Below are 14,022 nucleotides of genomic sequence, written 5' to 3' on the forward strand. Positions count from 1 at the left end.
GTACGTAACTAGAGTGGATTTTATATTTCATGGCAATCAAACTTGCAATTAATGGTTTTGGTCGTATTGGTCGAAATATTGTCCGTGCACTATACGAATCAGGCTTAAGCGACGAGATCAAAATTGTTGCAATTAACGAACTAGCCGACCCTGAAGCTATTGCCCATTTATTAAAATACGACACCTCTCATGGTCGTTTTACTTTTCCAGTTAAACTAGGTGAAGACACTATCAGCGTTGCTGATGACACCATTGCGTTATTTTGTGAAGAAAATCCAGTTGAATTACCGTGGCAAACGCTAGATGTTGACGTGGTGCTTGAATGTACTGGCGTGTATCACTCACGTGAGCATGCACAGTTACATATTGCCGCAGGTGCTAAAAAAGTGTTGTTTTCCCATCCTGCTGATAATGATGTAGATGCCACCATAGTGTATGGCATAAACGACGATGAGCTGAAAAACGAGCATACTATTGTCTCTAATGGTTCGTGTACCACCAACTGCGTTGTTCCTGTTATTAAAGTACTCGATGATGCCTTTGGTATTGAGTCTGGCGCTATTACAACTATTCATGCGTCAATGAACGATCAGCAAGTGATTGATGCGTATCACCATGATTTACGCCGAACTCGTGCCGCCAGCCAATCTATTATTCCGGTAGACACAAAATTAGCCCGTGGTATCGACCGTATTTTACCTAAATTTAAAGGCCGCTTTGAGGCCATTGCCGTTCGTGTACCGACTATTAATGTGACCGCCATGGATTTAAGTGTCACGGTAAATACCGATGTAGATTTAAGTGCGGTTAATAGTGCGCTTAAAGCACAAGCTAAAGATAGGCTTGAGGGTATTTTAAGTTACACCGAAGAGCCGCTGGTATCGGTTGATTTTAACCACGATCCCCATTCTTGTATTATAGATGGCACACAGACACGTGTTAGTCATAAACGGCTGATAAAATTACTAGTTTGGTGTGATAATGAGTGGGGGTTTGCGAATCGCATGCTTGATACCGCTCGTGCTATGATGGCATTTAAGTAATATTTAAAACGTATTTATTGGTTTAGTATCGTTAACTAAGGAGATGTTCATGTCGGTCATAAAAATGGCAGATTTAGATTTAAACGGCAAGCGTGTATTAATTCGTGAAGATTTAAATGTACCCGTTAAAGCAGGTAAAGTGACGTCAGACGCACGTATTCGTGCTGCACTACCTACCATCAAACTTGCGCTAGAAAAAGGTGCAAAAGTGATGGTTATGTCACACCTAGGCCGTCCTACGGAAGGGCAATACGAAGACGAATTTTCATTAGCACCCGTTGTTGATTACTTAAATGATGCACTTGAGCAAACTGTTCGCCTAGAAAAAGATTACTTAAACGGCGTTGATGTTGCAGATAATGAAGTAGTTGTTTTTGAAAACGTACGTTTTAACAAAGGCGAGAAAAAAGACGACGAAGCCTTATCAAAGCAACTCGCTGCATTATGTGATGTTTACGTAATGGATGCCTTTGGTACTGCGCATCGCGCACAAGCGTCAACCCATGGTGTGGGTCTGTTTGCTGATGTAGCGTGTGCCGGCCCATTATTATCGGCTGAACTAGACGCCTTAGGCAAAGCACTTGATAACCCAGCCCGTCCGTTGGTGGCGATTGTGGGTGGTTCTAAAGTATCAACTAAATTAACCGTACTTGATTCGTTATCTAAAATTGTCGATCAGCTTGTTACCGGCGGTGGTATTGCCAATACCTTTATTGCAGCTGCTGGTCATCCTGTAGGTAAGTCACTTTATGAGGCTGATTTAATGGATGAAGCAAATCGTTTATGCGCTGCAGCGAAAGCCAACGATGGCGAAATACCGGTACCGACAGATGTTGTTGTGGGTAATGAGTTTTCAGAGTCAGCTGTAGCCACACTTAAAGATGTAAGTGAAGTCACCAGCGACGATATGATTTTTGATATTGGCCCTGATACCGCAAATCAACTTGCAAAAATTATTGCTAATGCGGGCACTGTTGTATGGAATGGCCCAGTGGGTGTGTTTGAGTTTGATCAATTCGGTAATGGCACTCGCGCTATTGCAAAAGCGATTGCTGATTCAAACGCATTTTCTATTGCTGGTGGTGGTGACACCCTAGCGGCAATTGATAAGTATGGCATTAGTGATAAAGTATCGTATATTTCTACTGGTGGTGGTGCGTTCTTAGAGTTTTTAGAAGGCAAAAAACTACCTGCAGTTGCAATGCTAGAATCACGCGCTAAATAATACCTTAGGGTATTAGCTAGCCGTAAAGCAGATGTGCTAACCCCACATCTGCTACAATTAACGAGTAAATACCTCTCACTTTTATTTAGTCGTTAATAATATGAATTTTAGGTCATATACCTTTTAATTCATGGCGCAGTGATTGCGCCAAACTAACAAATCCGTTCAAACTAGGTAGTAAAATAACTACCGATAAATTGGAGAATACCCAATGGCTTTAATCAGTATGCGACAACTTCTTGATCATGCCGCAGAGCATGGTTACGGTGTACCCGCGTTTAATGTAAATAACCAAGAGCAAATGCGTGCAATTATGGAAGCGGCTGATAAAACAAACAGCCCAGTTATTGTACAAGGTTCTGCGGGCGCACGTGCGTATGCCGGTGCACCTTTTATTCGTCATATGATTTTAGCGGCAGTTGAAGAATGGCCACATATTCCTGTGGTTATGCATCAGGATCATGGTACATCACCGGGTGTATGTCAGCGTTCAATTCAGCTAGGTTTTTCATCAGTAATGATGGATGGCTCATTAATGAGCGATGGTAAAACACCTTCAAGCTACGATTATAACGTTGATGTAACACGCAAAACAGTTGAAATGGCGCATGCGTGTGGCGTATCTGTAGAGGGTGAGCTAGGTGTATTAGGTTCACTTGAAACTGGTGAAGCGGGTGAAGAAGATGGTGTTGGCGCTGAGGGTAAACTTACCACTGAGCAAATGCTAACAAATCCAGAAGAAGCGGCAGACTTTGTAAATAAAACCCATGTTGATGCGCTGGCTATTGCCTGTGGTACATCACACGGTGCCTACAAATTTACTCGTCCGCCAACCGATGACATTTTAGCAATTGATCGTATTAAAGAAATTCACGCGCGTATACCAAATACCCACTTAGTAATGCATGGTTCGTCTTCTGTTCCACAAGAGTGGTTAGAAGTGATCAACCAATACGGTGGCGAAATTCCAGAAACTTACGGCGTGCCAGTTGAGCAAATCGTTGAAGGTATTAAATATGGTGTGCGTAAGGTAAACATTGATACTGACTTACGTTTAGCGTCTACCGGTGCGATTCGTCGTCATTTAGCGATGAACCCGTCTAACTTCGACCCACGTAAGTTTTTAGCTGCTGCAACCCAAGCAATGACTGATATTTGTATCGCTCGTTACGAAGCGTTTGGTACGGCGGGTCAAGCAAGTAAAATTAAGCCAATTTCATTAGATGAAATGCACCTTAAATACTTAAGCGGTGAGCTAAACCCAAAAATAAAGTAATGGACCAATAATAGCGATATTATTGCACTCATTCAAAAAGCCAGTTGCGTTTGCGCTGGCTTTTTTGATCTATGAGGGATCAGTATTTTACCTAGTTATTAATTAGGGATCACTCGATTACTAACTTGTCATATCTGGGATCATTACTTTACTAAGTAAAAGGCTTAAAGTGACGTATTTTAAACTTTTGAGTGTTACGCATTATAAAGAGTGAGCACAAAACATACAAAAATTCATTGGTTTAGCTTTGTTGGTGGGTAAAATAGTGATCCGTAAAGGGATCTGCTTGATAAAACTCTGATCCCAGCATTTAAGATCATAATAAACCTGATCTAAACACTGTTAAGCAGGTACTAACTTTTATTATTAAGCGTGAAAATTGATGCTAGTTAGTAATTTGATGATCCCATGTTGATACCATAAATAGTGACTTTAATGATTGATTCTTTTTACTGCAAACCGCTTTTTTATTACTGCTCAAGATGACAAAAATATGACAAATTCTATTTTTTGTCACTATTTTGTGTTTTTTTTACACTCATTTTAATTTAGACGTTACACTTTAATAAAAATGTCATACTTAGTCATAATAATGAAACCTACTCAATAGCCTAAGAGATAAATTGGAATGTCACGTAAAGTATTAGTCGTTGATGACGAAGCACCTATCAGGGAAATGTTGGTTTTTGTTTTAGAACAAAATGGGTTTCAAGCCATTGAGGCAGAAGATTATGATTCTGCAATATCAGCAATGGTTGAACCTTATCCAGATATGGTGTTACTCGATTGGATGCTACCTGGCGGTAGTGGAATTCAAATCGCTAAAAAATTCAAACAAAATGAACACACACGCCAAATTCCTATCATTATGCTGACAGCCCGCGGCGAAGAAGAAGATAAAATACGCGGTTTAGAAGTCGGTGCTGATGATTACGTTACAAAACCGTTTTCACCTAAAGAGTTAATGGCGCGTATTAAAGCGGTTATTCGTCGTGTTGCTCCTACCTCACTTGAAGAGGCCATTGAAGTACATGGTTTACGTTTAGATCCTATTTCGCATCGTGTGACATCAGGTGGCAGTGAGCTAGATATGGGGCCAACGGAGTTTAGACTGTTACACTTTTTTATGACCCACCCTGAGCGTGTATATAGCCGAGAGCAATTACTTGATCATGTATGGGGTACTAACGTTTATGTTGAAGACAGAACTGTAGATGTTCATATTCGTCGCTTGCGTAAGGCAATTGCTACGCTTGGGCATGACCGCTTAGTACAAACAGTTCGCGGTGCTGGTTATCGCTTTTCGAGTAAATTATAAGTTTACTTCGTAAGTCACAATCTATTAACCTAGCATAGTCAAACCATCTGCTAGCGTTTATAAGGTAAAGAGCGTGTATGTATCGAGTTATTAACAAGCAGGCGTTAACTAAACGGCTGTTTGTCTATTTTATACCTTTGCTTTTAATTGGGGTGCTTATTGGTGCCCCATTTTTGATGTTGTTTTTGGGCGCTTTTTCGCTACTTTTGTGGCATTACCATCAGCTTTATCGCTTAAGTGACTGGCTGCATAATCAACGCAGCTTTAACCCGCCTGAAGGGGAAGGGTCGTGGGAGCAAGTATTTGAGGGTATTTACCAGCTGCAGCACCGTAATCGTAAGAAGCGTAATGAGTTGGCAGAGCTAATACGGCGTTTTCGCGACGGCGCTGAGGCCGTGCCCGATGCCGTTGTTGTGCTACAAAACGATTTATCAATTGTGTGGTGTAATCAGCTTGCACTCAAAGTGCTAGGGTTACAGTGGCCGGTTGATCATGGTCAGCGTTTAGATAACTTAATTCGCGATCCTAAATTTGCTAAATATATGCGTCGTAAAGAGTTTAGCGATGCTCTGGAGCTTGAAAGTGGCCACAGTGTTGAGCAAGTTCTTGAGTTTAGGGTGATGCCTTATGCCAATACACAGTTGTTGGTAGTGGTACGCGATGTTACTCGCTTAAAGCAACTTGAGCAGATGCGTAAAGACTTTGTAGCAAACGTCTCTCATGAGCTTAGAACCCCTTTAACTGTTGTTACCGGCTACCTTGAAATGCTTGATTGTGATTCACTTCCCCCGCCTGCAATGTGGAATAAAGCACAAACTACTATGCTAGAGCAATGTAAGCGTATGGATAGCTTAGTGAATCAGCTGTTGTCGTTATCGCGCATCGAAGGGGGAAAGCGACACAGTAATGACAAAGCGGTGAATGTGCCACGATTATTAAACTTAATTGAAACAGAAGCGCAATCTATTAATCAAGACAAAGGCCATCAACTTATTTTTAAGATTGATGCATCGCTTGATATTACCGGAGCTGAGGATGAACTTAGAAGTGCCTTTTCAAATTTAGTATTTAATGCCATTCATTATACTAAACCAGGCGGTAAAATTGAGGTACTTTGGCAGCGCAACAATGAACAAGCATGTTTTAGTGTTACCGATAATGGTGATGGTATTGCACCTGAGCATATTAACCGGTTAACTGAGCGTTTTTATCGAGTAGATAAAGCCAGAAGCCGCACCACAGGTGGCTCAGGCTTAGGTTTAGCTATTACCAAGCATGTGCTTACTCGCCATGGTAGTCAATTAAAAATTCACAGCGAGCTGGGTAAAGGTTCTTGTTTTTCTTTCGCGTTTTCAAGCGATAGACTTATCGTTATTTCGCCATTAGTAACAAGCAACACAAGCAGTCATAAAAGTGTCATTTAAGAGTCACACCATTGTCATGTACTCACTTTAGAGTGAACCGCAGTTAGGAAATGGGACGAACAAACTGGAGAACCCCAAAATGAAATTTAAAAACTTAGTTGCCGCAATGGGTGTGGCTGTTACAACATTTGTATCTGCACAAGCGGTTGCATTAGAAGACGGTATTCCTGAGTATCAAAAAATTAGCGGTGTATCAGGTAACTTTTCATCGGTAGGGTCTGACACATTAGCCAACATGATGACCTTTTGGGCTGAAGAATATAAGCGCATTTATCCAAATGTAAATATTCAAATTCAAGCGGCAGGTTCGTCTACTGCGCCACCAGCACTAACAGAAGGTACGGCTAACTTAGGTCCAATGAGCCGTGCAATGAAGTCAAAAGAAATTGAAGCATTTGAAAAGCGTCATGGCTACAAACCAACACAAGTGCGAGTAGCAATTGATGCGTTGGCAGTATTTGTACACAAAGATAACCCAATCGAAGGACTACGCATTGACCAAATCGATGCTATTTTCTCATCAACCCGTAAATGTGGTGCATCAGAGCAAGTAAATCGCTGGAGTGATGTTGGTCTAGAAGGTGATTGGGCTGCAAAAGACGTGCAATTATACGGACGTAATTCAGTATCAGGTACTTACGGTTACTTTAAAAAGAAAGCGTTATGTAAAGGTGATTTCCGTAATAACGTGAACGAGCAACCGGGCTCGGCTTCTGTTGTACAGTCAATTTCAGCGTCATTAAATGCGATTGGTTACTCTGGCATTGGTTATAAAACATCGGGTGTGCGTACTGTTCCGTTATCTAAAAAAGGCACTAACTTTGTTGATGCCACGCTTGAAAACGTAGCACAAGGTAAATACCCACTGTCACGTTTCTTATATGTTTATGTAAACAAACACCCAAATAAGCCACTTGGCCCAGTTGAAGCTGAGTTTTTAAAGATGGTACTTTCTCAAGACGGTCAAAAAATTGTAGAAAAAGATGGTTATGTGCCACTTTCTGCAAAGTTAGTTGAATTAGAGCTTAAAAAGTTAGGTTTGAAATAAGCAGCTAGCAACCAAAGTAAATAATAAAAAACCGCTCAATGAGCGGTTTTTTTTGTTTTACTTAAAATTATTTAGTTCGTTGCTTTACCTAAGTTTTCAGCTTGCACTTTGCATTGATTGTAAGCCTCAATACATTTTGATGAGCAAACCTGCGATTTAAGACTATCGGTGGTTGTTTGCTGCTCACAGCTGGTTTCACATTGATAACTTTGTTGAGCACATTGATTAAGTGCTGGATTACCCGCCTGGCTCTGGCAGCCAGCAAGAACTGCAAACGAAAAAGCCACGAGGCTAGTTTTAATAAAAGTTTTCATGCTTATCCTTAAAATGAGGCCACACCAGTATTAAACTTCAACCTGAATATTGTCGATTAATCTAACACTACCTAAAAAGGCGGCAGCTAAAATTACAAATCGTGTATCTTCGAGTGTAGCAGCTTTTAATGTATCTCGTTGAGCTATCGAAAAATAATCTGGTTTTAGGCCTGCGTCTTCTAATGCGCTCTTCGCTTCACTTTCCAGTGTGGCAAAGTCTTTATTACCGTTTTTTAGTTGCTGCGCACAGTGTTTTAAGGTGTTAAATAAAACAGGAGCGGTTTGTCTTTCCTCAGTTGATAAATACCCATTACGAGAGCTCATGGCAAGGCCGCTAACTTCACGCATGGTGGGTACACCAATAATTTCTACTGGTATCGATAAATCAGTGGCCATAGTTTTAACAACTTGTAGCTGCTGAAAGTCTTTTTCACCAAAGCAAGCGTAATCAGGTTGTACTAAATTAAATAGCTTAGTAACAACAGTTGCTACGCCTTTAAAGTGACCTGGGCGTGAACCGCCACAATACCCCATTGAAATACCAGGTACATCAACAAAGCTTTGCACGCCTAAACCATTAGGATAAATAGTTTCTACACTGGGGATAAACAAAATATCTGTTTCAAGATCGGCTAACCCTTGTTTATCAGCATCTAGAGTACGCGGATAGCTGTCTAAATCTTCGTTAGCGCCAAATTGCATTGGGTTAACAAAAATACTCACGACCACTTTGTCGGCCAGTGTTTTTGCTTTTTCTACCAGTGAAAAATGACCACGGTGTAGGTTACCCATAGTAGGCACGAGCGCGACGCTTAAACCGGCCTGGCGCCAAGCTTTAACTTGACTGCGTAATGATTTAATTTCAGTGATTGACTGCATTATTTAAACTCGTGTTCAGCGCTTGGGAATACGCCGCTTTTGACATCGTTACAATACTTTTTAACAGCAGCAGGCATATTGCCTGTTTCAAGCAAAAAGTTTTTTGAAAATTTAGGAATATAACCTGCAGAAATGCCCACCAAGTCATGCATAACCAAAATTTGGCCATCGGTTACATTACCTGCACCAATCCCGATTGTAGGGATGCTCAATGACTCTGTAACGCGTTTTGCTAAGGCACTTGGAATACATTCAAGCACCAGTAGTTGTGCGCCTGCCGCTTCTAATGCTTTTGCATCGGCAATAATTTTTTGTGCTTGAGCTTCTTCACGGCCTTGGATTTTAAAACCACCGAATACATGCACTGATTGCGGTGTAAGCCCCAAATGGCCACATACCGGGATACCTTGTTGGGTTAGCGATTTAATACTGTCGTACAGCCATTCACCGCCTTCAAGTTTGACCATATTAGCACCAGCACGCATCAGCTCTGCAGCATTTTTACATGCGTCGCTTGGGTTTGCGTAGGTCATAAACGGTAAGTCAGCTATAACAAATAAGTCACGGCTTCCCGCTCGCACACAGCGAGTATGGTAGGCAATTTCTTGGTTTGTAACCGCTAAGGTGTCGTCGCCACCTTGTAATACCATACCCAAAGAATCACCAACTAAAACAACATCAACGCCGTTATCATGAAATAACTTAGCAAAACTAGCATCGTATGCTGTTAACGCAGTGATCTTATTACTTTCAGCCTTCATTTTATTCAAAGTTGAAACGGTTATTTTAGACATAATATTCTCGCAGACAATGGCCTTAATTAATTACCGTGGTAATTGTTGTAAGTCGTTAAGCGGTAGGGTATTTGCTATCTGTTGGATAGATGCGCCGCTAGGTAAAATCAGTTCCGGTGCAATTTCTTGCAGTGGGTAAACAACAAATTCTCGCTCAGTTAATCCGTAATGAGGTACGGTTAAACGTTCGGTATTTAAAATGTGTTCACCAAATAATAAAATATCAATATCCAATGTGCGTGCGCCCCAGCGCTCGGCCTTTCTAACTCGCCCATGTTCCAGCTCAATGGCTTGGGTTAAATCAAGCAGTTGCTCTGGCTCAAGTGAAGTGTTAATACAGGCGACAGCATTCACATAATCGGGTTGATCTTGTGGTCCCATAGGCTTGCTCGCATAATAATGCGAGCAGGCTATAAACTCGCTGCTTGGCAAGCTTTTAAGTGCAATAACAGCGTTATCAAGTTGTTTTATAGGGCTGTTAAGGTTTGCACCTAACCCCAAATAGACACGTTGCATTATTTACTCAGTAGGTTTTTTTGTGGTACGACGGCGAGGTCGCTTACGTGGCTTTGGACCGCCTTGATGACCAAGCTCTCGCACCATTTCTTTTTGGCCATTAATATCTTGGCCTAAGTACTGTGTCCACCACTGTGCCAGCTCTGTATGCTCAGTTTCACCAGCATCAACACGCAATAGTAAAAAATCATAAGCGGCTTTAAAGCGCGGCTGCTGTGTTAAACGATAGGCACGTTGGCCAGCACGTTTATCTAAGCGTTGTTGAATATGCCAAATATCACGAGCACCTAAAGTAAAGCGTTTTGGTACGGCAATATGTTGAGCATTCTCACTCAGTACTTTATTAATTGCCTGAGCAAATGCATCGTATTCTGAAAGTTGCTCTTGACGTCGAATTTTTTCAGTTCGTTCAATCAGTGGGAACCACAATAATGCTGCAAATACGAATGCAGGAGTTACTTTCTTATCTGCATTAATACGTATGTCGGTGTTTGCAAACATCTGCTTTATGAAGGTTTCTTCAAGTCCGCCTGGTTTTTTATCTAAAATACGGTCTAGCTCAGGAAATAACGATTTAAATAAACCGTACTGACGCAGCATTATAAAGTTTTGCTGTGCTTTGCCGTTTAAAAATAGCTTGAGTATTTCTTCAAATAAACGCGCTGGCGGAATATTATCAAGCAAGCTCGCTAATTCGGTAATCGGTTTTTCGCTTGCTGGTGCTATTTGCATATCTAACTTAGTGGCAAAGCGCACTGCGCGGAGCATACGTACCGGATCTTCACGGTAGCGTGTTTCAGGATCGCCAATTAACTCAATTTTTTTTGCTTTGATAGCGGCTAAGCCATTTGCGTAATCGTAAACACAAAAATCATTAATTGAGTAGTACAAAGCGTTGATTGAAAAATCACGACGTTCTGCATCTTCTTCAATACTGCCAAATACGTTATCGCGAAGAAGTTGCCCGTGCTCACTTGACTGACTAATTTGATTTTTATCTTCTTGTGCTTCGTGATGGCCGCGCATTGTAGCCACTTCAATAATCTCACGGCCAAAAACAATGTGCGCTAAACGAAAGCGACGACCAATTAAGCGACAGTTACGAAACAGTTTTTTTACTTGCTCAGGAGTGGCATTGGTTACAACATCAAAATCTTTAGGTTGTTGACCTAACAATACATCGCGAATGCAACCACCAACTAAGTAAGCATCATAGCCACCATCTTTTAGGCGGTAGAGTACTTTGATTGCATTTGGGCTAAATTGTTTGCGAGAAATACCATGCTCACCTCTAGGGATCACTAACGGCTCACTGCTGATTGCGACATTTTCGTTATTGGCACTTGGGCCGATAATTTGTCGACAAAATTGAAAAAGCTTGGAAATAATAGTCTGTCTCCTAGAGAAGCGGTTGATTGGCTCGCCATTGCAATCAAAATCACAGCAAGTATTCACTTAAAGCGTCATTCTTACCATTTAATGTAATTAGCATATATTTAGGCGGCTATCATATACCAGCAAGGTAAAAAAATTAAGTTGCAGCGCTGAAATTAAGCCATTTTTAACGATTTTATTTGAATTAATTCCACGTAATACGTAAAGGGAGGTTAAATCTGTATTTCGCGCTTAGCAGGAACAAGGCTTAAGTTAAAATGCGCCACGCCCCAGGCGAGTAATTGTTCGCAGGTTAAATCCATTAGTTGCTCATGTACTGGCAAGCCTAAAAATTTAAATACAGCTATTAAAGTTGGTTTTGGATTTTGTTTGCAAATTGCAGGGGCGTAATTTTGCTTAGACAGTTTAAACCCTGGTTTTGCTACTGCCAAAGGCAAATGAGCAAATTCCGGAATAGCGCAATTTAGTTGTTTAAATAAACTAATTTGACGCGCAGTCGGTTCAATTAAATCAGCGCCTCGTACAATTCGGTTGATCCCTTGCTCAATGTCATCAACCACCACCACCAGTTGATAGGCAAATAAACCATCGCTGCGTTTTATTATGTAATCTTCATGAGCGAGTGCTGGGTCCACGTCAATATGCCCTTGAATAAGGTCTTTATAATCAACGGTTGCATGGCATTGAGTTAAACGTAGGGCATGACCTTGCTCACTTAGTTGGCTGTGTTTACATTGCCCTTGATAAATACCGCCGAGGGCTTTTATTTGCTTACGAGAGCATTGGCAGGCATAAACAAGCTGTTGTTGTGACAGAGAGTGAACGGCATCTTGATAAATAGTAAGACGCTGTGTTTGGTACACAACGTTTTCATCCCAATTGAGGTTGTAGGCTTCTAAGGTATTTAGGATATCGGTGGCGGCGCCTTTTACAACGCGAGTGGTGTCTATATCTTCAATGCGAACTAACCACTTTCCTTGGTTAGCTTTTGCATCAAGGTAGCTACCTACAGCCGCCACAAGTGAGCCAAAATGTAACGGTCCTGAAGGAGACGGTGCAAATCGGCCGCGATAGTTAGATACTTGCGCAGTAACGGCTGTAGAAGACATGGCTATAATTAATTAGCCGCGTCCAGATTGCTTTTCTTTAATTTCAGCAAGTGTTTTACAATCTACACATAAATCAGCAGTAGGGCGCGCTTCTAAGCGGCGAATGCCAATTTCAATACCACAAGATTCACAAAAGCCAAATTCGTCTTCTTTAATTAATATAATTGTTTTTTCAATTTTTTTAATTAATTTGCGCTCGCGGTCACGCGTTCGAAGCTCTAATGAGAACTCTTCTTCTTGTGCTGCACGGTCAACGGGATCAGGAAAGTTAGCAGCTTCATCTTGCATGTGTGATTTGGTACGATCAACTTCGTTACGTAAATCATTACGCCAAGTTTCTAAAATTGTTTTAAAATGAGCACGTTGTGCATCATTCATGTACTCTTCACCCGGTTTTTCTTGGTATGGTTCTAAACCGGCTTGAGCCAATAAACCATGTCTTTTTTGGTCTGGCATAACTCTCTCCTAAATCCTTAATTTAATGCCTCAGCATTAGCCGGCGGTATAAATAACAGAAACTCATACCCTAGGCAAATTTATTTTTAAATAATCGAATTAGCTTAACCCTGTTTGGTGATATAAAAGTAGTAAAAGTATTGTATATACTTTTTATCACAGTATTGGTTTATAAACTGGCGTAGTTATATGGGCAATAACAATAAAAACAACTTATTTTTACTTTTTGGTTAAGTATTTTTTGGGCGTGGCGAAATACCAACGCTTAAATGCGCGCTGAAATGCGCTTTGTTCAGAAAAACCTAGTGCAGTAGAAATGTTTAACGAACTGAGTCCTTGTTTTAGTAATATAAGTGCTTGTTGCTTACATATCTCGTCAATAATTTTACTGTAGCTAGTGTGTTGTTGTTTTAAGTAGCGCTGTAGGCTGCGAGTTGATAACGCTAGCTCCTGTGCTGCTTGCTGAACGCTTAAACGTTCTGGCAGGTGTTGGGTTATTAGTGCTTTGAGCTGGCTAATATACTGGGCTTCATGGTTAAAGTTAATAACCTGTGCAGCTAATAGAATCTCCAGCTCGTTATTAGCCCCTTTTAGTGGGCAGTGTAGCAATCTGCTATCAAAGGTCATGCTATTTGTTGTGCTATTAAACTCAATTGGGCAGTTAAATACATATTGGTATTGCTTAGCTTCATTGATAGGCGGTTGTGGGCGCATTAACTTAACATGACTGAGTGCAAGAGGAGTTTGCCACTCACAGCATTGTTTAGCAAAGGCGAGCCAACTACTAAAAAGTTCATCTGCCATATAGTGTGTGACAGCCGTTTTAGGGTGCCACTGAAGACTGCTGCATTGTTTATCATGGCTCAATGTAATATTGCCAATGTTTCTGACTAAGGTATGTAACTTTAAAGCATGTTGTAATGCACTTAATAAAGAATCACTTACTAAAGCAATATGTCCTAGTAATCCCCAATTTTGTGCATTCAGTGCCTGCCCAAACTGCAACCCTAATGTTTGCCTATTTAATTGTTTTGCCCCCATAGCCATGAGTTGTTCGTAATCACTAAGTGGGTATTTATAACGACTATTATTAAGTTGCAGCTCTCCATGAGTAATATTATTAAGTAAGTGTTCTTTATTCAGGCCTTGAGAAGCTAAATAACTAGTTAAAGAACGAATAATTTGGCTACTTACAAAATACATACACCATCCTTTTCTACACGGT

General features: G+C 40.9%; 14 protein-coding genes. 6 read left to right on the forward strand and 8 right to left on the reverse strand.

Annotated features, from left to right (window positions below):
* Nucleotides 1–29: 29 nt before the first annotated feature.
* The 6 genes from epd to CWB75_RS08410 all read left to right on the forward strand — a co-directional run bounded on the left by epd (nucleotide 30) and on the right by CWB75_RS08410 (nucleotide 7,334).
* A complete protein-coding gene (gene epd, locus CWB75_RS08385) occupies nucleotides 30–1,043 on the forward strand; it encodes an erythrose-4-phosphate dehydrogenase (RefSeq protein ID WP_010387623.1) in 1,014 nt (337 codons plus the stop codon).
* A 49-nt stretch (nucleotides 1,044–1,092) separates the two neighbouring features.
* Entirely contained in the window at nucleotides 1,093–2,268 is a 1,176-nt protein-coding gene (locus tag CWB75_RS08390; RefSeq protein WP_138570397.1) for a phosphoglycerate kinase, read from the forward strand.
* 211 nt (nucleotides 2,269–2,479) lie between these two features.
* The gene (fba, locus tag CWB75_RS08395; RefSeq protein ID WP_008111197.1) at nucleotides 2,480–3,544 is read left to right on the forward strand and encodes a class II fructose-bisphosphate aldolase; all 1,065 of its coding nucleotides are present in this window, start codon (nucleotides 2,480–2,482) and stop codon (nucleotides 3,542–3,544) included.
* Between the two features lie 628 nt (nucleotides 3,545–4,172).
* Nucleotides 4,173–4,862 carry a phosphate regulon transcriptional regulator PhoB gene (phoB, locus tag CWB75_RS08400; protein ID WP_008111196.1) on the forward strand — a complete coding sequence of 230 codons (690 nt, stop codon included), beginning with the start codon at nucleotides 4,173–4,175 and terminating at the stop codon, nucleotides 4,860–4,862.
* A gap of 77 nt (nucleotides 4,863–4,939) precedes the next feature.
* Nucleotides 4,940–6,286 (forward strand): phosphate regulon sensor histidine kinase PhoR, encoded by a 1,347-nt coding sequence (gene phoR, locus CWB75_RS08405; protein WP_138570398.1) that lies wholly within the window; start codon nucleotides 4,940–4,942, stop codon nucleotides 6,284–6,286.
* A gap of 79 nt (nucleotides 6,287–6,365) precedes the next feature.
* Nucleotides 6,366–7,334 (forward strand): PstS family phosphate ABC transporter substrate-binding protein, encoded by a 969-nt coding sequence (locus CWB75_RS08410; protein ID WP_010387635.1) that lies wholly within the window; start codon nucleotides 6,366–6,368, stop codon nucleotides 7,332–7,334.
* A gap of 71 nt (nucleotides 7,335–7,405) precedes the next feature.
* Here the strand turns inward: CWB75_RS08410 and CWB75_RS08415 are convergent, their stop codons facing one another.
* The 8 genes from CWB75_RS08415 to CWB75_RS08450 form a co-directional block, all read right to left on the reverse strand.
* Nucleotides 7,406–7,648 (reverse strand): hypothetical protein, encoded by a 243-nt coding sequence (locus CWB75_RS08415; RefSeq protein WP_055012978.1) that lies wholly within the window; start codon nucleotides 7,646–7,648, stop codon nucleotides 7,406–7,408.
* A 30-nt stretch (nucleotides 7,649–7,678) separates the two neighbouring features.
* Nucleotides 7,679–8,527, reverse strand: coding sequence for a pantoate--beta-alanine ligase (panC, locus tag CWB75_RS08420; RefSeq protein ID WP_138570399.1), 849 nt, complete (start codon nucleotides 8,525–8,527; stop codon nucleotides 7,679–7,681).
* On the reverse strand, nucleotides 8,527–9,321 hold the full coding sequence (gene panB, locus CWB75_RS08425; protein ID WP_054201846.1) for a 3-methyl-2-oxobutanoate hydroxymethyltransferase: 795 nt from the start codon (nucleotides 9,319–9,321) through the stop codon (nucleotides 8,527–8,529). Before panB ends, panC begins: the two co-directional genes overlap by 1 nt.
* Nucleotides 9,322–9,351: 30 nt before the next feature.
* Entirely contained in the window at nucleotides 9,352–9,837 is a 486-nt protein-coding gene (gene folK / locus CWB75_RS08430; protein ID WP_109874184.1) for a 2-amino-4-hydroxy-6-hydroxymethyldihydropteridine diphosphokinase, read from the reverse strand.
* Between the two features lie 3 nt (nucleotides 9,838–9,840).
* A complete protein-coding gene (gene pcnB, locus CWB75_RS08435; RefSeq protein WP_138570400.1) occupies nucleotides 9,841–11,139 on the reverse strand; it encodes a polynucleotide adenylyltransferase PcnB in 1,299 nt (432 codons plus the stop codon).
* Between the two features lie 305 nt (nucleotides 11,140–11,444).
* A complete protein-coding gene (gene gluQRS / locus CWB75_RS08440; RefSeq protein WP_138570401.1) occupies nucleotides 11,445–12,341 on the reverse strand; it encodes a tRNA glutamyl-Q(34) synthetase GluQRS in 897 nt (298 codons plus the stop codon).
* A gap of 12 nt (nucleotides 12,342–12,353) precedes the next feature.
* Nucleotides 12,354–12,797, reverse strand: a complete 444-nt coding sequence (gene dksA, locus CWB75_RS08445) for an RNA polymerase-binding protein DksA (RefSeq protein ID WP_008111170.1) — start codon at nucleotides 12,795–12,797, stop codon at nucleotides 12,354–12,356.
* Between the two features lie 219 nt (nucleotides 12,798–13,016).
* Nucleotides 13,017–14,000, reverse strand: a complete 984-nt coding sequence (locus CWB75_RS08450) for an AraC family transcriptional regulator (protein WP_138570402.1) — start codon at nucleotides 13,998–14,000, stop codon at nucleotides 13,017–13,019.
* Between the last annotated feature and the right edge of the window lie 22 nt (nucleotides 14,001–14,022).

This window comes from Pseudoalteromonas sp. S1608, from assembly GCF_005887265.1.
Classification (GTDB): domain Bacteria; phylum Pseudomonadota; class Gammaproteobacteria; order Enterobacterales; family Alteromonadaceae; genus Pseudoalteromonas; species Pseudoalteromonas undina.